Below are 21,578 nucleotides of genomic sequence, written 5' to 3' on the forward strand. Positions count from 1 at the left end.
CTTGACGACTGGCTCTGGACGGCTGAGCGGCCTTGGTGAAGTGCGGTGCGGTATCGCGTCCCTTCAGGGGCGCGGGGCTGTATCGATTTGCGGCTCCGCCGCGCGGGCGCGACCAGCCCCCACCGGCCCGCAGCCTCATGACTGCACTTCCAGCGGTGGTTAGCTTTTGATGGCGCCTGTGAGCACGCCCTTGGTGAAGTACTTCTGCAGGAAGGGGTAGACGAGCAGAATCGGCACGGTGGCGATCACCAGCACCGCCATCTGCACGGTCTGCGGGGCGTTGACGGTGCCCTCGCTCGTGGCGGTGTCGGTGAGGTCCGTACCGGCCACCACATAGGTACGCAGCACCTGTTGGAGCGGCCAGTGGTCGCTCTCCAGGTAGAGGGAGGCGTAGAACCAGGAGTTCCAGTACGCCACCGCGTAGAACAGGCCGACGACCGCGAGTGCCGCCTTCGACAGCGGAAGCACGACCGACCACAGCACGCGCCAGTCCCCCGCCCCGTCGAGGCGTGCGGCCTCGTACAGCTCCTCGGGGATGCCCTGGAAGAAGCCGCGCAGGACGACCAGGTTGAAGACGTTCACCAGCACCGGCAGCACCAGTGAGGAGTACGAGTCGAGCAGGCCGAGCTCCTTGACCACCAGGAAGCTGGGGATCATGCCCGGCGGGAAGAGGAAGGTGAACAGCACCAGCAGCAGAACGGGTTTGCCGCCGAAGACGCCGGGGCGGGACAGGGCGTAGGCGAGGGTCACCGTGCAGGCGAGGCTGAGCAGGGTGCCGACGACGGTCACTCCCGCGCTCACGCCGAGGGCGTGGGTGACGATGCCGCCGTCGAGGATGTCCTGGTAGGCCTTGAGTGTCGGCTCCTGCGGCCACAGCACCCAGCCGCCGCCCTCGACCACCTCGCGCTGCGAGGCCAGCGAGGTCGAGACGATGACCAGGAAGGGCACGCAGACCAGCAGGACGACGGCTGCGAGGGCCACCGTCTTGGCGGCCTGGGTGAGCGGCTTCGGCTTCTCCATCCAGCCGGGCCGGACGTGGGCGCTCACTTGTAGACCCCCTGTTCGCCGAGGCGGTGGGCGACCTTGTTGGCCGCGTAGACGAGGAGGGCTCCGATGACGCCCTTGAACAGGCCCGCCGCCGCGGCGAATCCGTAGTCACCGCCGACGATGCCCTGGTAGTAGACGAAGGTGTCGATGATCTCGGCCGCTTCGGGGCCGACCGCGTCGCGCTGCAGCAGCATCTGCTCGAAGCCGACGGAGAGGATGTCGCCGAGCCGCATGATGAGCAGCAGGACGATCACCGGGCGGATCGCGGGCAGCGTGACGTGCCAGAAACGCCGCCAGGGTCCGGCGCCGTCGATGGCGGCGGCCTCGTACTGCTGCTCGTCGACCTGGGAGAGCGCGGCGAGGAAGATGATCGTGCCCCAGCCGGCGTCCTTCCAGATGACCTGGGCGACGGTGAGCGGCTTGAAGGCGTCCGGGTTGCCGATGATGTCGACGGTGCTCAGACCGGCGTCGCCGAGGTAGCTGTTCACCAGGCCGGTGTCGCCGAGGACTTGCTGGAACAGGGCGACGACGATCACCCATGAGATGAAGTGCGGCAGATACGCCACGGACTGCACGAAACGGCGGACCGTGCTCCAGGTGAGGGTGTGCAGGAGCAGGGCGAGCGCGAGCGGGACGGGGAAGTAGAAGGCGATCTGCAGGACCGCGATCCAGAGGGTGTTGAGGACAGCGTCCCAGAACGCGTTGTCCTGGAACATCCGCTGGAAGTTCTCCAGGCCGACCCAGGGACTGCCCCAGATGCCGTCGAACGGCACGTAGTCCTTGAACGCGATGACGTTGCCCACCAGCGCGCCGTAGTGGAAGACAAGGAAGTACACGAGCCCGGGCAGCATCAGCAGGAACAAGGTCCGGCTTCTGCGGGCGTGTAAGCCTTTTCGCTTCGTACGCGCATCAGGCGGACGACGGCGAGAAGGGCTCACCGTCTCCTTGCCCGTGCGCTCCCGCAACACCGCGGCCACGGAGCCTCCTCACCTCTGGCTGTCGGGGTGCGGAGAAATTAAAACGTTTCCAACGCGGGGTCAACACTTCCGACACAGCTGACTGTTGGGACTTGGAACGGCTTGCGCTCCGACCTGCGTTGATCCCTGAAAACGTTTTTAGGCCGTGGATGCCGGGGGCCGGCAGGACGGCCCCACTCCGTCCCTGCCGACCCCCGGGTGAGATCGTGTGACGTCCGCGACAGGGCCGCACTCCCCAGCTACGAGCCCCGGTCGAGGTTCGCGGGCGGCACGCGATCCCGGTCTCTCAGAACGCGAAGACGGCTCTCCCCTGGGAGCTGTTCTTCACGCACTCGTTCGCGAAGGTGCGCTCGTAGGAGACGCGGCGGCCCTGCCAGACGCCGTCGACAGTGACGACCACGGGTCGGTACTCGCGGGTGCACATGCCCTCGCCCCTGCCCGCCAGGGTGTCGAAGTCCCCGCCGGACGCGCGCAGCTCGGCGCAGGCGCGGGCAGCATCCGGGTGCGTGCCCGATGCGGCGGGCGCGCAGGTCAGGGTGACCGCGCGGTCCGGGGCGGCAGTGATCGCGCTCTCACCCCGGCCCACGGTGAGCACGAGGGCCGAGGGGGCGTAGAGGGTGGACGGGGCGGGCTCGGGGGCGGCGTGGGCGGCTCCGGCGAGGGGGCCGCAGACGGCGGTGGCCGTCAGGGTGAGGGTCGCTGCCCAGCGCGCGGTGTTCGGCATTGTGTGCATCCTTCCGCTTGGGTGGCGTTCCGGATCGTTTGCGTTCCGGAACATTCGGGTGCCGGTTCCTGTGTGCCGGACCGGCGAGCGCGAGTCTGCCGAGTCCGCGGCGGAAACACACGTCCGCCCCATGCGTTTCAGTAACGTTGTGTGTTGAATCAGTGGCGTGAAGTGACGGAACTTGGGCGCGCCGAGCCTGTAACTGAGCGGGTGCCGCGGCGCGGAAGACGCGCTCTGGCCGGATTCGCACCGCTCAGCAATAGGCCAGAAACATTCCGCTTCCGGCAGAAGCGGAACTCTTGCCTTCACTGTGCGGCGGAGTAAGGCTCATTACATGATTACAACGGAGCAGCACGAGAAACTGCGCGGCTGGTTCGTCGGACGGCTGCCCGACGATCTTTTCGAGAGCCTCAGTGAGGTGACGGTCGACCGCGAGGAGATCACCGTCATCGGCCGCATAGCCGAGCCCCGGCTCGCCGAGGGCTCCTCGGACGCCGAGAAGGGGGCGGCCGTCAAGTCCCGTATCCAGGAGTTCCGGGAGCGCACTCGCGACGACCGGGTCGCGGTGGCCCGCGAGGCCGAGCACCGCTTCCGCAAGAAGGTCTCGTGGGGCGTGGAGTGCGGGGGCGAGCGCGCCCTGTTCACCCATGTCGCCGCCCCCGTCATGACCCGGCTGCGGCAGCCCCAGCGGCAGGTTCTGGACACCCTGATCGCCGCCGGGGTCGCCCGAAGCCGCAGCGACGCACTCGCCTGGTGCGTACGCCTCGTCGAACGCCACGCGGACGACTGGCTCACAGAACTGAGGGACTCCCTGGAACACGTCCGGCGAGTCCGGGCACAGGGACCGGACGCCGAGAGCACCGAGGACGGCGAAGCCGAGCCGGAGGACACGCAGACCGACGAACAGACCGAGAACTGAACCGAGTTGGCCGGGCGACCAGAGGCGCCCGGCCGGGCGGAGCCCTCAGTCCGGGTCGCTCACCGGTTCCGCCACCGACAAGGACTCCGGGCTCGGCGAGGACGCGCTGCCGTCCGTGCGCCAGCGCTGCGCGTCCGTCCTGTCGCGGATCTTGACGACCACGTCCGAGTCCGGGTCCTTGGCGGCGGGGGCGACCGCGAGGTCCTCCTGCCAGCGCGGCAGCAACTCCCCCTGGACCGTGAGGTCGTAGCGGACGTCGTCGCCCCGCTTGGAGCCCGCGGAGGCGCAGCTGCCGAGGACGACCACGCCGGCATCCACCTGGGAGTCCACGCACAGGTCGGGGTTCGCGACGCTGCGCAGCAGCCCGTCCTCCTCGTAGGACCACTCCTGGGTCCCGGCGGAGGAGCACGCCGACAGCTTGAGCGAGGCACCGGACTGCGCCTTGCCCCCCTTGATGTCCAGGCAGAGATCCACGGCGACATTGCGCAGCCGGGTCTGCACGGGAGGCGTGGGCACTGCCGGCGGCGGGGACGTCGACCCTGCGGGCGGCGCCTGGGGACCGGGAGTGGCGCTCTGCCCGGGTCCTGGAGTGCCGGAGGCGGAGGTGTCACCGCCGTCGTCCTGCGGCCACAAGGTGGTGATCAGTACGGTCGCCAGCAGCGCCCCGGAGAGCACGCCCGCCCCGGTGAGCAGGGCCTTGGAGTTCCCCGGGCCCTGAGCGGCCCTTCGGCCCCCGCTGGGGAACTGGGGCAGCACGCGCCCGCGATGACGGCCGCCGCCCTGCCGTCTGCTGCCGGAACGGCTCGGCCGCGTTCCGGACTGGCCCCGTCCCGGACGGGAGTCGAGATAGCGGCGGGCGCCCCAGCCGAGCACCGATTCGGCGAGCAGCACACCAAGACCGCCCTGACCGCTCTCGAAATGGCTGAGCTGCTCGGCCGCGTAACGGCAGAAGCGGCACTCCAGCAGATGCTGCTGGACATCGGGGAGCAAGGTGCCGCCGCGCCGAATCGGGACGTCCAGGAGACGGTTGTAGTAGCGGCAATCCTTGTTCGGCGCGAGTTCTCGGTGGGCACGTACGCAGCCCTGGCGGAATTGCTCCCGTGCCTGGTCCAGAGCGGCCGATGCGGTGTCGGGATCCATACCCAACAGACCAGCTGGTACGGATATGTGCTCTGCCTCGACCTCGGTGTGCCACAGCACGCACTGGGCGAGTCCCGGGAGGGCCTGGAAAGAACGTTCGGCAAGCTTGCGATTTTCCGGCGTCATCGACTTCGTGGCGCGCATACCACGGCCTCCGGCGGGTTTCCGGAGTTCCGGCAGAACGCCGGATATGCGGTCCGCGGCGGACCAGGCCCGGACCGTGTCCCGCACGGTCACCAGCAGGTGGGGGCGCAGCGCGGCGGCGGACTCGGCGCGTTTGAGGCGGTCGAGGGCCTGCTGAAAGGCGGCCGCGGTGACCATGGAGGCGACGCTCGCCGAGGTGGCCAGGCAGATGACCGCGTAGTCGTACGCCGGCTGCCAGTGCCGCGCCATCAACAGCGCGACGGACTGAGCGAGTTCGCCCTCCGGCTGCGCCCGCAGGAGAGCGGCGAGGCTCTCGTCCGACTCCCCGGGAGCGGTGGCACCCCCGGGGGTGGGAACGACGGCGAGGCCGGGGCGCGGGGGATATGTGGGACGAGGGGGGTGGGGGGTGTGCACTGAGCGGGGTCCTTCCAAGGCACAAGGTGGCACACAGAAGTTCTGACCGCCGAAAAGGTGCTCCTGTTGGTGCATACCTTTCTGGCTTGGTGCATGGAAAGTGGCCGGAGCGTAGCCCGGTCGAGCCGTCGGCCGACCGCCTTTTGAGCAAAACCGGCAGAACTAAAACTCGAGCATCGAATCAGACCCGGCCATTAACCATGTACGAGGAAGTTCAGCCTTGCACAAATCCCTCACAGCCAACAAGCCACTCGCGCTACTTGCGCAACATCCGACCTCTGAAGGAAAGTCAGGCTCGCCCCGGCCAACTCGCCCCGCCCGCACAGGCTTTTGAAAATCAGGTGCAACTTCAGATCTGCCAGGAACGCAGCCGGTCGGCCGCGCCGAAGACGTCCGCCTTGCCGGACATCAGGTCGCGCGCGAGGTCGACAAGGGCACCGTAGGGCGGGTCGATGCCGACGCCGCTGACGAACATGTACGAGACCGCCGTCGCGCAGGCGAAGCGGGCGTTGGCGGACGGCAGCGGCTTGAGCATGGCCAGGGTGTGCAGCAGCGCGGCGGCGCGCCAGGCCGGGTCCGAGTCCACGCCGAGCCGCGGCGGGTCCACGCGGTGCCGGGCCACGGCTGCCACGAGGGCGGAGAAGTCGTTCACCGTGGGCTGGTCGGGCAGGACCTCTTCGTGGCGCTGGAGAAGCCACGGCACGTCGATATGAATGACTGGGGCGGCCATGACTCAGGCGGCCCGCCCCTCGCCCGTACCGGGTGGTTCGTCGTCGGGAAAAGCAGCGGCGAACTCATCGGCGTGCGCCGCGAAGAACCGGCGGAACACGTCCGCACCCTCCTGCAACGCGCGGTGCCGCACGATGTCGGCCGCCGCCGCCTCGCGCACCAGGGCCTTCATCGACGTACCGCGCTCCTTGGCGATCTGCCGCAGATCCTCGAGCTCGCGCTCGCTGAATTCCACGTTGAGAGCTGGCATGTCCCTCACGGTACCGCGCAGGTACTTACTCGTAAATAGCCCCAGGTCAAATGCTACGCAGAGCGGTACCGAGCAGGTGTGGGCGACGGCACTCCCCGGCTCGTACGAGCTGAGACGTACGTCACTCTCCCCCGCCGGATGTCACACTCCGGGCCCCCCTGGCCCTCGCAGTAGTGAGGCGCGCTACGGGAGGCACAGGCATGTCCAGAAGTCCGGCACCGCATCCGGCAACGCAGGCGCGGCCCGACGAGGCCCTGAACACGGCGACCCGTCTGTTCATGGACCATCGCGAGCTGCTGTTCGCGATCGTCTACAACATGCTCGGCAGTGTCGCCGACACCGAGGACGTACTGCAGGAGACCTGGCTGTCCTGGTCCGGCAGCCGCAGCCGGTCGCCGCACAAGGAGATCGGCAACCCGCGCGCGTATCTCGTCCGCATCGCGGTGAACCACGCGCTGAAGCGGCGGGCCGTGATCAGCCGGCGACGCGAGACGTACGTCGGTCCTTGGCTGCCCGAGCCGCTCGTCACCCAGGCCACGGACGAGCCGCCCCCGGACGCAGCCGACCCCGCACTGCGCGCCGAGTCCGTGTCGCTGGCGATGCTGGTGGTGCTGGAGTCGCTGTCCCCGCTGGAGCGCGCGGTGTTCGTCCTGGGCGAGGTGTTCGGCTACGCCCACACCGAGATCGCCGGCGTCCTGGACCGCAGTCCCGCCGCCGTGCGCCAGCTCGCGCACCGGGCCCGGCAGCATGTGCACGCCCGGCGCCCGCTGTACGAGGCGCATCCGCGGGTGCGCAGGGAGGCGACCGAGCGGTTCGTGCAGGCCGCGCTCGGCGGTGACATCGGTGCGCTGATGGAGATCCTCGCGCCGGACGTCACGGTGTGGTCGGACGGCGGCGGCAAGAGGCGCGCGGCGCTCAGGCCGGTGCGGGGCAGGGACAAGGCCGTGCGGCTCCTCACGGCGCAGGCGGGGCGGGGCGGGGCGGGACTGGACATCACATACCGGCGCGTCAACGGTGACGACTCCGTGGTGGTCTTCGACGGCACGTCTCCGTTCGCCGTGATGGTCATGGACCTCACACCGGAGGGCGACCGGGTCAGCGGCGTCTACATCGTCTCCAACCCCGACAAGCTCACGCACGTACGCAAGGACGACGCCGTATGACCACGTACGAGAAGGCACCCTCGCGCCGGTCCGCAGCCGACGAGGCGTCCTCGGGGCAGCGTGTGGCCGACTGGGTCGACGGCCGTCTGGGCATCCACGGCCTCGGCAGGAAGTATCTGCGCAAGGTGTTCCCGGACCACTGGTCGTTCCTGCTCGGGGAGATCTGTCTGTGGAGCTTCGTCGTTCTGATCCTCACGGGCGTCTATCTGACGCTGTTCTTCCATCCGTCGATGAACGAGGTGACGTACCACGGCAGTTACGTCCCGCTGAAGGGTGTGCGGATGTCGGAGGCGTACGCCTCGACGCTGGACATCAGCTTCGACGTACGGGGCGGACTGCTGATCCGGCAGATCCATCACTGGGCCGCGCTGATCTTTGTCGCCGGGATGCTGATGCACATGATGCGGCACTTCTTCACGGGCTCGTTCCGCAAACCCCGTGAGATCAACTGGCTGTTCGGCTGGACGCTGCTGTTCCTCGGCCTGTTCGAGGGGCTCTTCGGCTACTCGCTGCCGGACGATCTGCTGTCCGGGACCGGGCTGCGGTTTCTGGACGGCGCGATCCTGTCCGTGCCGGTCATCGGGACGTATCTGTCGTTCTTCCTGTTCGGCGGCGAGTTCCCCGGAGACGACATCGTCGCCCGCCTTTACTCCCTGCACATCCTGGTGGTCCCGGGCATCATGGCGGCTCTGGTGGTGGCCCATCTGATCCTGGTCTTCTACCACAAGCACACCCAGTTCCCGGGGCCCGGAAAAACCGAACGGAACGTCGTGGGGGCGCCGTTCATGCCCGTGTACATGGCGAAGGCGGGCGGGTTCTTCTTCCTGGTGTTCGGGGTGATCACGCTGATCGCGGCCATCGCGACGATCAACCCCGTCTGGGCGTACGGGCCTTACCGCGCCGACCAGGTGTCCACGGGAGCCCAGCCGGACTGGTATCTGGGCTTCGCGGAGGGTCTGGTGCGCATCATGCCGGGCTGGGAGATCAATATGGCGGGCCATACGCTGGTCCTCGGCGTGCTGATCCCGATCGTCGTCTTCCCCCTCCTCCTCGTCTTCATCGGTGTCTATCCGTTCCTGGAATCCTGGATCACCGGCGACAAACGCGAGCACCATCTGCTGGACCGCCCGCGCAACCGGCCGGTCCGTACCTCCATCGGCACGGCCTGGATCAGCGTCTACCTGATCCTGCTCGGGGCCGGCGGCAACGACATCGTGGCCACCCGTTTCCATCTGTCGATCAACACGGTCACCTGGGCGGCCCGGATCGCGCTGTTCGTCGTCCCCGTCCTGGTCTTCATCGCGACCCGGCGCATCTGTCTGGGGCTGCAACGCCGGGACCGCGACCTGGTGTTGCACGGTCGTGAGACCGGCGTCATCAAGCGCCTGCCGCACGGCGAGTTCGTCGAGGTGCACCAGCCGCTCTCCCCCGCCGAGTTGCACACGCTGACCCAGCACGAGCAGCCCCGGCCGCTCGAGACGGGCCCGGCACACGACGCGAACGGCGTGCCGAACCCGAACGGCTCGAAGGGGCGGCTGCGGGCTCTCCTGTCCCGCGGTCTGTACGGCGACGGTTCCCAGGTGGCGAAGCCGACGGCCGAGGAGTACCGCGAGGCTCATCCGGAGGAGGGGGCCGAGGTGGTCGAGGAGCACCGGGAAGCCCGCGCGGTCAGCGAGGCGGGACCTCCAGGCGGCTGATCCGCTGGGCTCCCTGGGCCTCGCACGGATGGCGGCTCGTCATGGTGAGCCGGATCCGGCTGCCGCGTATCGCGTCGAAGGTGATCGCCGTCGGCGTTGTCGGACGCGGAAGCCCGGGCGTAGGCGCCGGTGGGGTCGGTGACGCCGGACGGGTTGACGAGCGCGAAGCGCCGGCCGTCACGGAGCGGAATGGAACGCCGCTCTCCGACGGCGGCGCGGGGCCCGGGTGCGGTCTGTACGTCGGTGGCTTCGGCGAGGACCACCGCAGTCGCCGTGCCTGCGATCAGTACCGACCTGCACGTCACCGTCATGACGTGCCTTTCCCTTCATCATGGGATCAGAAAGGCTCACAACTGTTCGCGGTCAAAAAGGCTTTGACGGTCTGACACTCTGGACCGTCAAGACTCCGGCAGGCCTCTGCTGTCCGTCACGTCACATCGGCCGGAAACCCTCCCGGTGACGGACGGGCCCAGGGGCGGCGGTCGGTGCCGGGGTGCCCCAGGCGGTGTGCGGACCACCGGCACGGACTAGGCTGGGACCCAAGTGACGCATCTGATCACTGTCAGTGTCCGCTATGGAGTGTGGCGACGATGAGGAGCCACGACGACACACCCCCCGACGGTCCGGACTACCCCTTCGACGAGACCGCCACGGCACGCGCCGTCCTCGACGGGGACGGGATCATCGTCGAGTGGAACGAGGGTGCCCGGCGCCTGCTCGGCCATGCCCCGGCCGATGTCCTCGGCCGGCCCGGCGCGGATCTGCTGGCCCCGGGCGCCGAGGCCGGGCGCCCCGAGCCGACGAGCAACCGCTGGAGCGGGGAACTCGCGCTGCGCCATCAGGACGGGAGCCCCCGGGACGTGTGGGTGCTCGCGCACCGGCGACGGCCCGAGCGCGGCGACCGCAGCGACTGGCTCCTCGTGGCACCCCTCGGCGGTACGGACCCGCTGCCCGACGGCCATCCCCTGACGACCGCGCTCCTGGAACAGTTCCCCTGTGCCACGGCGATCTACGACGAGCGGCTGCGGCTGCGCCGGTTCAACGAGGCGATGGCCGACACGATGGGCCTCCCGGAGGAGCGGATCCGCGGGCTCCGGCTCCCCGAGATCGCCGGCAAGCCGCAGAGCGAGGACCTCGAGCGGCATCTGATCCGGGTGCTGTTGTCCGGGCAGCCCGAGGATGTGCAGACGTACATGCAGGTGGGCGACGTCCGGGAGCCGCACGCCTGGCTGGCGCGGATCGCGCCGCTCATGGACTCCGAGGGCAGGGTGTGCGGCGTCTGTCTGACCGCGCACGACTTCACCGAGCAGTACCTGGCCCGTGAACGTCTCCAACTCGTCAACGAGGCGAGTATCCGCATCGGCTCCACCCTCGACGTCAGACGCACGGCCCAGGAGCTGGCCGACGTGTGCGTGCCCGCGCTCGCCGACTTCGTCAGCGTCGACCTGATGGATCCGGATGACCAGGGCGGCGATCCCGGACGGCTGTCCACCCCCGTCAACCTGCGCCGTGCCGCGCACCGGTCGGTGAACCCGGGCAACCCGGAGGCGGTGGTCAAGCCGGGCCAGGTCGATGTCTACCCGGCATCGTCGCCGCAGGCCGACTCCCTGCTGGCGGGCCGGCCCATCGTGGCTTCGGACCTAGCGTCCACGCTGTCGGAATGGCTCGCCTGGGACCGGCCGCGCTTCGAGCGCGTCAAGGAGTACGGCATCCACTCGACGATGTCGGTCCCGATGCAGGCCCGCGGCGCTCCCCTCGGCGTCGTGGTCTTCACCCGGTTCCGGCGGACCGAGCCCTTCACGCCCGACGACGTCCTGCTGGCCGAGGAGGTCACGGCCAGGGCGGCCGTCTGCATCGACAACGCCCGCCGCTATTCCCGCGAACGCGCGACCGCGCTCGCCCTGCAGCGCAGCCTGCTGCCCCGGACGCTGCCGCGCACGGCCGCCATGGAAGCGGCCTCCCGCTATCTGCCCGCGGCCCGGGCCGGGGTCGGTGGCGACTGGTTCGACGTGATCCCGCTGTCGGGCATGCGGGCCGCCATGGTCGTCGGGGACGTCGTCGGCCACGGCATCCAGGCCTCGGCCACGATGGGGCGGCTACGGACCGCCGTCCGCACGCTCGCCGACATCGACCTGGCTCCCGACGAGCTGCTGACCCACCTCGACGACCTGGTCCTCAGGCTGTCCACCGAGGCGGGCAGCGACGGCACGACGGGTGAGGTCGGCGCCACCTGCCTGTACGCGGTGTACGACCCGGTCAGCCGCCGCTGCACCCTCGCACGGGCCGGGCATCCGCCTCCGGTCATGCTGCCGCCGGACGGCCCGCCGAGGGAGATCCACGTACCGCCGGGGCCCCCGCTCGGCCTCGGTGGGCTGCCGTTCGAGTCGACCGAGCTCACGCTCGCCGAGGGGACCGTGCTCGCCCTCTACACCGACGGTCTGATCGAGAGCCGCGAGCGGGACATCGACGTCAGTCACCGGATGCTGTGCCAGGCGCTGGCCCGCCCGTCGAGCTCCCTGGACGACACCTGCCACCATGTCCTCCAGTCGCTGCTCCCCCCGAGGGGCGTCGCCGACGACGTGGCCCTGCTTCTCGCCCGCACGCGCGGACTTCCGGCCTCCCAGGTCGCGACCTGGGACATCCCGGCCGACCCCGCCCTCGTCGCCCCGATCCGCAAGCAGGTCGTCCAGCAACTGGACACCTGGGACCTGGACGAGGCGGCGTTCACGACGGAACTCGTGGTGAGTGAACTCGTCACCAACGCCATCCGGTACGGCGAGCGCCCCATCCGGCTGCGCCTCATCCATGATGCCGGCACGCTGATCTGCGAGGTGTCGGACGCCAGCCACACGGCACCGCATCTGCGGCGCGCCAAGATCTTCGACGAGGGCGGTCGCGGACTGCTCCTGGTCGCCCAGCTCACCCAGCGGTGGGGCAGCCGGCACACGCCCGAGGGAAAGACGATCTGGGCGGAACTGACGCTGGACGAGGACTGACATCCTCCGGCGGCGCCTTTCGCGTCATCGCCGGCCTCCGAACCCGCCGCCTTCGGACCAGCCGCCGCCTCCGTACCCGTCGCCGTGCCCGTCGTCCCAGCAGTGGTAGCCGTAGCACGGTCGGCCGGGGTCGGGCGTGAGGGTAGCCGGAGGCCCAGCCGGGGACGCATCCGACGGCGTGGGCTTCGGCGTGGAGGACGGTGTGCGGGTCGGGGTGGGCCGGGCGCTGGGCGTCGGCTCCGGCGAGTCGCCGTCCGTGTACGCGTTGATCCACTCCATTTTGAGCGAGTCCACCGAGGTGTCGAACTGCCAGCGCTGGGATTCGCTGTCGTCCCGGGTTTTGAGGACGAGGTCCGTCTTGCCTTCTGGCGCGGCGGGCGTCAGGGCCAGTTCCTCACGTGCGAGCGGCACCAGGCTGTCGTCGAGTGTGAGGTCGTACCGCACGTTTTTGGTGTCCTGCTTGGTCCGGCCCTCGCACTTGCCCAGCCGGACCGAGGAGGCGAGGCACAGCTCGGGGGCGTCGAGGCTGCGGAGCAGGCCGTCGCTCTCGTACGACCACTGCTGCCGGGCGGAGGAGGTGCAGGTGGTGAGTACGGCCTCCGCGTCCTCGACCGCCTTGTCGCCGACGATGCCGACGCACAGATCGTTTCCGGCATTGCGCAGCCGGCCGCGCGTGGTGCCGGACGGCGAGTCGTCCGCACCGCCCGAGCCGGCTCTGGAGGGCCCGGCATCGGGCGCCCTGGAACCGGGTGTCTTGGACGCCGTCCCGGTTCCGGCGTCGGAGGGGGGCTGTGTGTCGTCCCCGTCGCCGGCCCACAGGACGAGCGACACGGTGACGCTTGCGGTGACGGCGAGTACGGCCAGGGCGAGGAGGGTTCTCCGGCCGCGCGAGCGTCTTCTCGGCTCCGGGGGGCAGGGCGGCTCCGTGGGAGGAACGCCGAGGTGCGCGGAGAAGTCGTCGGGGTATGCGGGGGCGCCTTCCTCCTGGTGGAGGGCGACGTCCGCCGGGGTGGTGGTCCAGGATTCGCCCGAGGTCACCGCCACGACCGGGCCGGGCGGCGTCTCCTCCACGATCGGGCCCGTGGGCGGCTTCGCCGTGACCGGGCCCGTGGGGGCCTCCGCCACGACGGGACCCGCCTGCGCTTCCTCGAACCGGGCACGGCGGCCGGGCCGGGAGTCGAGATAGGGCCGTGCCCCCCAGCCGAGCACCGCCTCGGCCAGCAGCACCGGCAGCCGACCGCCGGACTGGTCCAACTGGTCGGCCGCGTACCGGCAGTACCCGCACTTGTTCATGTGCCGCAGCAGATCGCGGCAGGTCTGGGTGTTGCTGCGCCGGACCGAGGCCTCCAGCAGTCGGTTGTAGCGGCGGCACTCCTCCCGGGGGGCGAGTGCGCTGTGCGCCTCGAGGGTGCCCGCGCGTAACAGCTCACGTGCCCTCTCCAGCTGCGCGGGAGCGTCGGCAGCGGTCAGGCCGAGCAGTCCGGCCGGTATCGCGAGGTCCTCCGCCTCGACTTCCGCGTGCCACAGAATGCAGCGGGCGGACTCCGACAACTCCTGAAATGCGCGGGACACCAGGCGCCGGTTCTCCGGCGGTAGAAGCCGTACCGAGGCGCGGCCCCCGTCCTCGGAGCCGGAGTGGAGATCGGGGTGAAGCTGTGTGCGCCGGTGGTCCGCGTCCCATTCCGCCGCGACAGCGCGCACGGTGACGAGCAGCCGCGGCAGCCACGCCACGGTCTCTCCCGTCCGTCGCCCGGATTCCCCGAACAGTCGTGTGAATGCGGCGGTGGTGAGCATTCCTGCGTACTGCGTACTGCTGGTGCACAGTCGCGCGTACGAGTGGACTGCTGCCCAGTGCCGCGCCAGCAGTTGCTCGTCCGTCGCGCCGTTCACGTGCACTTTCCTCCAAGGAATTTACCGAAATCAGTCCACACCGGTCGGTATGGAATTGCCGCAGACCACCAAACGCACCCTCGCACAGCACACCGTCCCGGTACAAGCGAAATCCCTCAATGCCCGTTCCTGCCCGATTAGTTGGACAAGGCAAAGTGTCAACGAGACTTCTTCGCAAGGTGATTCGAATTTCACTTCTTGAAGTGACCTTGAGTATGTGCCGATTTGCCGTCCAGGAAGGCGTCCAGGAAGGGCAGACGACGGATCAGACATCGAATGAACCGTCGGTTCCGCTACGAGCTCGGAGTCCCGCCCGATATGCGCCGGGAGGCGTCCCGTAGCGCTGCCGGAAGACGCGGTTGAAGTGGAACGGGCTGCTGAAGCCGGAGGCCGCCGCGACGCGTTCCGCCGGCAGATCGGTTGCCTCCAGGAGCCGGGCGGCGTGCAGCAGCCGCGCGGCGAGCAGGGCCCGCATCGGGGACTGGCCCAGCTGCTGGCTGAAGAGGTGCGCGAACCGGGAGGGCGACAGCGAGACGCCCGCGGCCAGCGACTCCACGGTGTGCGGCGCGCCCGGGTCCGCCGCGATCAGCGCCTCGGCCCGGCGGATCCGCGCGTCGATGCCGGAGCGCTGCGGCTCCGGGCGCGCGGTGGCGGCCGTGAGCAGCACGATCGACTCCAGGGAGCTGAGGGTCAGCTCGCGGGCCGCGGCTCCATGGGCGACGGCGATCTGACCGGCCTCGGGGCTGCCGCCCGGCACGGCGATCCGGCCGGGTGGTGCACCCTGACCCGTCCACCGCGCGTCGGCCAGCATCCGCAGGAAAGCCGACTCCACGCGTTCGTGCACACCGACCGGGACCGCCGTCACGGCGTACAGCCGGTCCCCGTGTGCGTACGGCCGCAGCCAGCCCGCCCACGACGGCTTCGCCTGGCAGTGCACCCACCAGAACGCCCAGTGCCGGGCGCCCGGCGCGACCGCGTACCGGTGCGGAACGTCCGGTCCGAGCACCACCAGGTCCCCCGCGCCCGCCCGTGTTTCGACGGCGCCCTGGCTCAGCCGTCCCATCCCGCCCGTGGTCCATGTGAACAGCCAACTGTCCGCGCCACGCGGGCGGTTGACGCTGTAGCCAGGCCGCTCGTCGAAGCGGCCGACGGTGACCAGGCCTGGTGGCGGGGCAGGGGCAGCAGGCTCGGGCAATCCCTCAGCGTTCACGGGCATCCTCCCGTACGACGCGGCCGCCTAGCGTGGAGTGGACGGAGCCCCCGCCGGAAAGGTGAACGCATGACAGTCACGGACATCGGCGCCTTCCATGAGCCCATCCTGCCCGAGGCCGGCCGCCGCCAGTTCGAGGAGGACGGCTTCACCGTGCTGCGCGGGCTGTTCGGCCGGGACGAGATCGCCGAGCTGAACTCGGAGTTCATGACCCTGCACGCCGCTGGTCCGGTGCCCGGTCACTTCGAGCCGCGCCTGTCGGAGACCCTGGGGCCGGCCGATCCGCTGCACCGCTACCCCCGCGTGATGCATCCGCACCGCATCAACGACCTGGCGCTGCGTTTCCTTCTCGAACCGCGGCTGCGCGGCGTCCTGGAGAACCTCTTCGGCGAGGAGGTGCTGGCCGCGCAGAGCATGTTCTACTTCAAGCCGCCGGGCGCCCGGGGCCAGGCCCTGCACCAGGACAACTTCTATCTCCGTGTCGAGCCTGGCACGTGTGCCGCCGCGTGGATCGCCTGCGATGTGATCGACCGGGAGAACGGCGGCCTGGAGGTCGTTCCCGGCACGCACAAGATGGATCTGTTCTGCCCGGAGGAGGCGGACGAGGGGCTGTCGTTCGCGCGGGAGTACGTACGGCCGCCGGCCGGGCTCGCCGCCGTGCCGGTCGACATGTCGCCGGGTGACGTTCTGTTCTTCAACGGCACGCTGGTCCACGGCTCGCAGCCGAATCGCTCCGCTGACCGGTTCCGCCGGTCGTTCATCGCCCACTACGTGGGGCGGTCGGCCGAACGCATCGGGAGCCACTACCGCACGCTGACGATGAACGGGGATCCCGTGCCGCTGCGGGAGAGTGAGGGCGCGGGGCCGTGCGGGACGGAGTTCACTCCGGCGGGGCCCCACTAGGCGCTCCGCTGGGAGGGCGGTTTCTAATCTGCGGGTTGGTGTCACAGCCCCGCGCCCCTTGGGTGGGTGGGTGGTGGGTGCGGGGCCGTGGGCCGGTGCGTCAGCCCGTCGCAGGCCGGGCATACGGCCCGGTGTCGGTACACGGTGCGGGGTGACCTGAGACAGAACCTGAGCGACGGGCATACGACGCACCGCCCCACGTCCCCTCCCGCCGGTGGGAGAGCTGCGGGTAGTCGGGGGTACGGGCTTCCCGGGATGAGCGCGTTTAGGGGCGCGGGCGCTCGGGGCGCCGGGAGTCGCAGGCTTTGGTTTTTTAGGGGCGCGGGGCTGTGACATTAGCGGCTCCGCCGCGGGGCGCGACCAGCCACAACGCACCCGCAGCCGCGACACGCAGTGTCACCCCCACCCCCTTGGCGGGGGGCCTGGGGGCGCAGCCCCCAGTTTCGGGAAGGGGCGGGGCTGGGGAAAAGAAACCCTCCCCCACACCGGTGGGCGTCAGTAACGCAGTAGGCGAGCCTCGGCGAGGCCCAGGACGCCGTCCTGCCAGGTCAGCCCCCGCAGGTCGGCCACGACGACGGAGGCGTCGGTGTCCAGGCCCCGCGGGCCGACGCCAATGACGCACGCCCCCGCCGCAGCCCCCGCCCTCGCACCCGCGACGCTGTCCTCGAAGACGACGGCGCCCGCGGGGTCGACCCCGAGCTTCTCGGCCGCCGCACGATAGCCGTCCGGGGCCGGTTTGCCGTGGGTGACGTCGTCCGCGGTGATGAGCACCGGCGGCACCGGCAGACCCGCAGCGGCGAGGCGGGCCCGCGCGAGGGCGGTGACGCCGGAGGTGACGACGGCCCAACTCCCTTGCGGCAGAGCCGTGAGGAGGTCGAGCGCGCCGGGCAGCGCGGTCGTGAGGGCGGCAGCCTCGATCTCCAAGCGGTCGATCTCGGCGAGCGCTGCGGCCCTCTCGGCCGGATCGTCGACGAGCAGCGCGACGGTGTCGGCGGAGCGCCGCCCGTGCACCATCGCGGTGACCTCCTCGGCCGGCAGTCCGCGCTCCCGGGCCCACCGGCTCCATGCCTGGTCGACGCCCGCGTCGGAGTCGACCAGGACGCCGTCGTTGTCGAAGAGGAGGCCTTGGCAGGGGATCTTCATGCGGGGTCCTTCAGCTGACGGGACGGTTGCGGTAGCGGCCGACGAGTTCGCGCGCGGCGACCTGCATACGGGCGGGCGGCAGGCCACGCGCGATCAGGGTCAGATCGTCGACCACCATGTCGCCGATGGTCCAGAACGCCTCCGGGATGCCGCCCGCGCGGTGACCCGAGAGCACCAGTCCTTCCAGGCCGCGAGCGGGGTCGTCGGCGGCGACGGGTTCCTCGGGCCAGACGTCGATGCCCGCCAGCAGCCGGCCTACGGCGACCCGCGCGAGCAGCGCCGGGAAGTCGACGACGGGCGCCCGGCTGACGAGCACGAGCCGGGCATCGTCCGGCAGCAGGTCCAGTTCGCGCTCGCCGAGCAGATGGCGGCTCTCGTCGGTGACGGTGGCCAGCACGAACACGAACCGGCTGCGGCTCAGGGTCTCGTCCAGCGTGGCGGGCACGAGGCCCTGCTCGCGCAGGACGGCGGGCGGCAGCCAGGGGTCGTACACCCGGAGCGTGGGGCGGAAGGCCGCCAGCAGCGGGTGGAGGGCACGGCCGAGTTGGCCGAAGCCGATCAGGCCGATGTCGGAGCCCCGCAGCAGTACGGCATCGGCGTTGCCCTCGGACACATACCGCTCCCGTCCGGCGCGGAAGGCCCGGTCCTCGCGGCTGATGCCGCGCGCCAGGTCCAGGGCGAGACCGAGTGCGTATTCGGCGACGGCCTGGGCGTACGCGGGGCCGCAGTTGAGGAGGTGGATGCCACGCTCGAAACAGGAGTCGTAGTCGACGTGCGGATAGAAGTTGCCCTCGACGTTGAGCACGGCCTTCAACTTCCCTGCCCGGGCGAGCCGTTCGGCCGGCAGCTTGGGCTGCCCGACGACGGCGAAGGCGTCGGGCAGGGCCTGGTCGAGGGCTGCTTCGGAATCCGGTTCGATGACGGTGAAGCGGTCGTGCAGCCGCGTCAGCGCGTCCGGCGTGAAGATACGGTCGATGGGGTGCGGGGCGGCACGCAGGATCACAAGCGGCTTGTCCGGGGTGCTCACGGCTCTCCTTGGCGTCCGTTCGATGGGGTCCCTCCACTCGAGCGGAGCCGAGAGTGGGGGGAGGCGTCGACCTCAGGAAACGGTAACCGGGCCCGCGGTGGACCGCTGCCGTGCGAACTTGACGTGGGCGTCAGCCCCCGGCTTTGATCCTGACGTGCCGAGGTTCGCAGGACTCCCGATGGACCGAACGGGCATGCCCGTCAAGCGCGTTGCCGTTGCCCTGGCCGCTCTCGTGGCGCTGGCCGCCTGTACGTCCGGGGCCGGCGAGAACGGCGAGAACGGCGAGAACGAAGACGGCAGTGCCGCGCCGCCGAAGCCCGGGGCCGTTCGACTGCCGCCCCGGAACGCCGGCTTCGACTACCAGATCGGCGGCGCCTATCCCCCGCCGGCCGGCGTCCGTGTCGTCGCCCGCGATCGCGCGGAGAAGCCGGCTCCGAGCCTCTACAACATCTGTTACGTCAACGCCTTCCAGGCCCAGCCGGACGCACGGGACGACTGGCCCGCCGACCTGCTGCTGCACGACAGGGCGGGCAAGGTCGTGATGGACGGCGACTGGGACGAGGCACTGCTCGACATCGGCACGCCGGCGAAACGGGAGCGTATCGCCGCCCGGATCAACCAGTGGGTCGACGACTGCGCGGCCAAGGGGTACGACGCCGTCGAGCCGGACAACTACGACAGCTACACCCGTTCCCGCGGCCTGCTGACCGCCGACGACGCCATGTCCTTCGTCAAGCTGCTCTCGGCGCACGCCCACGCCCGTGGTCTGGCCGTCGCGCAGAAGAACGCCGTGGAGCTGGCAGGCTTCAAGTCCCGTACGGGACTGGACTTCGCGGTGGCGGAGGAGTGCGGTGCGTACGACGAGTGCGGTGCGTACGCGGAGGCCTTCGACGACCGGGTCGTGGTGATCGAGTACACCGACAGCGGCCTGGAGAAGGCGCGTTCGGGCTTCGGTGACCGGCTGAGCATCGTGCGCCGGGATGTGCAGGTGTCGACGCCGGGCGACGCAGGTTACGTCCGCGAGTGAGTCAGCAGCTCCAGACCCTGCTCCCAACGGAACCCGTCGCCCTGCTCACCGAACCGGACGCCCATCCCGCGCAGCCTCGTGAGGCTCTCCTGGTATGCGGGGTGGGCGGTCAGCGCCTCGCCCACGCTGGGCAGTACCGCGATCGGCACGCCGAGGCCGTATGCCTCGCAGAGGGTGCCGAGGGCGAGGGTGTCGGCTATGCCCGCGGCCCATTTGTTGATGGTGTTGAACGTCGCGGGCGCCACGAGGACGGCGTCCGGGTCCGGAAAGGGGCGCGGGTCGCCCGGCGACCGCCAGGCGGACCGGATGATCCGGCCGGTCTGCTCCTGGACCGACGCGGTGTCGAAGAAGCCGATTGCCGGCGGCGTCGCGATGACTCCGACGTCCCAGCCCTGCTCCTGCACCAGGCTGATCAACTCGCCGACGTCCTCGGCGACTTGGGCAGCGCAGACGATGACGTAGAGGAAGGGTTTCCGGGCCTGTTCGGTCACCTGGAAACCGTACTCAACGGACCGGGGATCCGGCGCTCGGCTGATCAACGTCTGATCAACATCACTGATTGACGGAGACCGTGTCACGTTGCAGACTCAATCCAACATTCAACGAAGAAGTGTTCACCAGGCGGACAAGCGGCTGAGCCCAGACGTGGCATGGTCGTCTTGCCTCGCACGACGGGAAGAGCCCCATGACCCTGCATCGTGACCTGCTGATCGGCGGCAAGGACGTGCCCGCCGCCTCCGGCCGCACCGCTGAGGACGTGAATCCGTACAGCTCCGAGGTGTACGCCACGGTCGCCGCGGCCGGCGTCGAGGATGTCACGCGGGCCGTGGACGCCGCGGATGCCGCGTTCGCCGACTGGGCCGCGACCAGCCCGGTGGTCCGGCGCAAGATCCTTCTCGACGCGGCCGATCTGCTGGAGTCGCGCGTCGAGGACGCCGTGCGGACGATGGCGGGCGAGGTGGGCGGGACCCGGCCCTGGGCCATGTTCAATGTCGGCCTCGCCGCGAACATGTTCCGCGAGGCCGCCGCCGCGGTGACCGCCCCGCGCGGCGAGGTCCTCAGCGCCCAGACGGAGGGCGCGCTCGGCCTCGCGGTCCGGGAGCCCGTCGGTGTCGTGGCGGCGTTCTCGCCGTGGAACGCGCCGGTCATCCTTGGCGTTCGTGCTGTCGCGGCGCCGCTCGCCGCGGGCAACACCGTGGTGCTGAAGCCGAGCGAAGACGCGCCGCTGGCCTGCGGTCTCTTCGTCGCGGACATCCTGCGGGACGCTGGTCTGCCCGACGGCGTGCTCAATGTGATCACCAACGCCCCCGAGGACGCGGCCACGGTCGCCGAGGCGTTGATCGCCGACGCGCGCGTGCGGTCCGTGAACTTCACCGGATCCACCGGGGTCGGCCGCATCATCGGCGTCCACGCGGCCCAGCACCTCAAGCCCGCGCTCCTCGAGCTCGGCGGCAAGAACTCCGTGATCGTGCTGGCGGACGCCGACGTCGACTACGCGGTCGACGCCGCCGTCTTCTCCGTGTTCATGAACTCCGGCCAGATCTGCATGTCGGCCGACCGGCTCCTGGTCCACGAGAGCCTCGCCGAAGAGTTCACGGCCAAGTTCGTCACGAAGACCGAGTCGCTCGCGGCCGGCGACCCGGCCAACGATCACACGGTGGTCGGCCCGCTGGTCACCCCGGACGCCGCCCGCCGGGTCGCGGCGCTGGTCGAGGACGCCGTCGCCAAGGGCGCCACCGTACTGACCGGCGGTATGGCTCCCGAGGGTGCCGTACACCCGGCGACCGTGCTCACCGACCTGCCGGAGAACGCCGAGCTGTACCACGGCGAGGCCTTCGGCCCGGTCGCCGTGATCAGCACGTTCGCCACGGACGACGAGGCGGTCGACTTCGCCAACGCCACCGAGCACGGGCTGACCTGCGGCATCATCACCGAGAACGGCACCCACGGGCTGAAGGTCGCCCGCCGGATCCGTACCGGCATCGTGCACGTCAACGACCAGTCCGTGGCCGATGAGCCGAACGCTCCCTTCGGCGGCTTCAAGGCCAGCGGATACGGCCGGTTCGGCGGGCGCTGGGGCATCGAGGCGTTCAGCAACACCCGCTGGGTGACACTGGCGACGCAGCACGCGCACTACCCCTTCTGAGCCGTCGTTTCGCCGGGTGCTGTGGGGAAGGC

At 70.1% G+C, this 21,578-nt stretch carries 19 protein-coding genes; 8 read left to right on the plus strand and 11 right to left on the minus strand.

Annotated features, from left to right (window positions below):
- Window positions 1-159: 159 nt before the first annotated feature.
- The 3 genes from ABD357_RS43490 to ABD357_RS43500 form a co-directional block, all read right to left on the minus strand.
- A complete protein-coding gene (locus ABD357_RS43490; RefSeq protein ID WP_344397270.1) occupies window positions 160-1,047 on the minus strand; it encodes a carbohydrate ABC transporter permease in 888 nt (295 codons plus the stop codon).
- On the minus strand, window positions 1,044-1,898 hold the full coding sequence (locus tag ABD357_RS43495) for an ABC transporter permease (RefSeq protein WP_344397634.1): 855 nt from the start codon (window positions 1,896-1,898) through the stop codon (window positions 1,044-1,046). The genes ABD357_RS43490 and ABD357_RS43495 overlap by 4 nt, the downstream gene beginning before the upstream one ends.
- Window positions 1,899-2,310: 412 nt before the next feature.
- Window positions 2,311-2,748, minus strand: a complete 438-nt coding sequence (locus ABD357_RS43500; RefSeq protein WP_344397272.1) for a protease inhibitor — start codon at window positions 2,746-2,748, stop codon at window positions 2,311-2,313.
- Between the two features lie 334 nt (window positions 2,749-3,082).
- Here ABD357_RS43500 and ABD357_RS43505 point away from each other — a divergent pair, with 334 nt between their 5' ends.
- Window positions 3,083-3,667: a hypothetical protein gene (locus tag ABD357_RS43505; RefSeq protein WP_344397274.1), complete on the plus strand. Its 585-nt coding sequence runs from the start codon at window positions 3,083-3,085 to the stop codon at window positions 3,665-3,667.
- Window positions 3,668-3,712: 45 nt separating this feature from the next.
- Here the strand turns inward: ABD357_RS43505 and ABD357_RS43510 are convergent, their stop codons facing one another.
- The 3 genes from ABD357_RS43510 to ABD357_RS43520 all read right to left on the minus strand — a co-directional run bounded on the left by ABD357_RS43510 (window position 3,713) and on the right by ABD357_RS43520 (window position 6,344).
- A complete protein-coding gene (locus ABD357_RS43510) occupies window positions 3,713-5,365 on the minus strand; it encodes an RICIN domain-containing protein (protein WP_344397276.1) in 1,653 nt (550 codons plus the stop codon).
- A gap of 349 nt (window positions 5,366-5,714) precedes the next feature.
- Complete coding sequence (locus ABD357_RS43515) at window positions 5,715-6,095, minus strand: toxin Doc (protein WP_344397278.1); 381 nt, start codon at window positions 6,093-6,095, stop codon at window positions 5,715-5,717.
- Window positions 6,096-6,098: 3 nt separating this feature from the next.
- Window positions 6,099-6,344: a hypothetical protein gene (locus tag ABD357_RS43520; RefSeq protein ID WP_344397280.1), complete on the minus strand. Its 246-nt coding sequence runs from the start codon at window positions 6,342-6,344 to the stop codon at window positions 6,099-6,101.
- 200 nt (window positions 6,345-6,544) lie between these two features.
- On the opposite strand from ABD357_RS43520, the gene sigJ reads away from it, so the two are divergent.
- The 4 genes from sigJ (at window position 6,545) to ABD357_RS43540 (ending at window position 12,200) form a co-directional block, all read left to right on the plus strand.
- Window positions 6,545-7,507 (plus strand): RNA polymerase sigma factor SigJ, encoded by a 963-nt coding sequence (sigJ, locus tag ABD357_RS43525; protein WP_344397282.1) that lies wholly within the window; start codon window positions 6,545-6,547, stop codon window positions 7,505-7,507.
- Window positions 7,504-9,204, plus strand: a complete 1,701-nt coding sequence (gene qcrB / locus ABD357_RS43530) for a cytochrome bc1 complex cytochrome b subunit (protein ID WP_344397284.1) — start codon at window positions 7,504-7,506, stop codon at window positions 9,202-9,204. The genes sigJ and qcrB overlap by 4 nt, the downstream gene beginning before the upstream one ends.
- A gap of 41 nt (window positions 9,205-9,245) precedes the next feature.
- Complete coding sequence (locus tag ABD357_RS43535) at window positions 9,246-9,590, plus strand: hypothetical protein (protein ID WP_344397286.1); 345 nt, start codon at window positions 9,246-9,248, stop codon at window positions 9,588-9,590.
- A 204-nt stretch (window positions 9,591-9,794) separates the two neighbouring features.
- The gene (locus tag ABD357_RS43540) at window positions 9,795-12,200 is read left to right on the plus strand and encodes a SpoIIE family protein phosphatase (RefSeq protein ID WP_344397288.1); all 2,406 of its coding nucleotides are present in this window, start codon (window positions 9,795-9,797) and stop codon (window positions 12,198-12,200) included.
- Between the two features lie 24 nt (window positions 12,201-12,224).
- Here ABD357_RS43540 and ABD357_RS43545 read toward each other — a convergent pair whose 3' ends face one another.
- Window positions 12,225-14,090 carry a ricin-type beta-trefoil lectin domain protein gene (locus tag ABD357_RS43545; RefSeq protein ID WP_344397290.1) on the minus strand — a complete coding sequence of 622 codons (1,866 nt, stop codon included), beginning with the start codon at window positions 14,088-14,090 and terminating at the stop codon, window positions 12,225-12,227.
- Between the two features lie 265 nt (window positions 14,091-14,355).
- Window positions 14,356-15,306, minus strand: a complete 951-nt coding sequence (locus ABD357_RS43550) for a helix-turn-helix domain-containing protein (protein WP_344397292.1) — start codon at window positions 15,304-15,306, stop codon at window positions 14,356-14,358.
- Window positions 15,307-15,369: 63 nt separating this feature from the next.
- Between ABD357_RS43550 and ABD357_RS43555 the strand changes: the two genes are divergently transcribed.
- Window positions 15,370-16,203, plus strand: coding sequence for a phytanoyl-CoA dioxygenase family protein (locus ABD357_RS43555; protein WP_344397294.1), 834 nt, complete (start codon window positions 15,370-15,372; stop codon window positions 16,201-16,203).
- Window positions 16,204-16,698: 495 nt separating this feature from the next.
- Here ABD357_RS43555 and ABD357_RS43560 read toward each other — a convergent pair whose 3' ends face one another.
- On the minus strand, window positions 16,699-17,346 hold the full coding sequence (locus tag ABD357_RS43560) for an HAD-IA family hydrolase (protein ID WP_344397296.1): 648 nt from the start codon (window positions 17,344-17,346) through the stop codon (window positions 16,699-16,701).
- Window positions 17,347-17,356: 10 nt separating this feature from the next.
- Entirely contained in the window at window positions 17,357-18,373 is a 1,017-nt protein-coding gene (locus tag ABD357_RS43565; protein WP_344397298.1) for an NAD(P)-dependent oxidoreductase, read from the minus strand.
- A gap of 193 nt (window positions 18,374-18,566) precedes the next feature.
- Here ABD357_RS43565 and ABD357_RS43570 point away from each other — a divergent pair, with 193 nt between their 5' ends.
- Window positions 18,567-19,400: an endo alpha-1,4 polygalactosaminidase gene (locus tag ABD357_RS43570; protein ID WP_344397300.1), complete on the plus strand. Its 834-nt coding sequence runs from the start codon at window positions 18,567-18,569 to the stop codon at window positions 19,398-19,400.
- Here ABD357_RS43570 and ABD357_RS43575 read toward each other — a convergent pair.
- On the minus strand, window positions 19,385-19,891 hold the full coding sequence (locus ABD357_RS43575) for a flavoprotein (protein WP_344397302.1): 507 nt from the start codon (window positions 19,889-19,891) through the stop codon (window positions 19,385-19,387). The genes ABD357_RS43570 and ABD357_RS43575 overlap by 16 nt on opposite strands.
- Before the next feature lie 194 nt (window positions 19,892-20,085).
- Between ABD357_RS43575 and ABD357_RS43580 the strand changes: the two genes are divergently transcribed.
- Window positions 20,086-21,546: an aldehyde dehydrogenase family protein gene (locus ABD357_RS43580; protein WP_344397304.1), complete on the plus strand. Its 1,461-nt coding sequence runs from the start codon at window positions 20,086-20,088 to the stop codon at window positions 21,544-21,546.
- Window positions 21,547-21,578 lie beyond the last annotated feature (32 nt).

It is taken from the genome of Streptomyces vastus (assembly GCF_039532825.1).
Taxonomy (GTDB): Bacteria; Actinomycetota; Actinomycetes; order Streptomycetales; family Streptomycetaceae; genus Streptomyces; species Streptomyces vastus.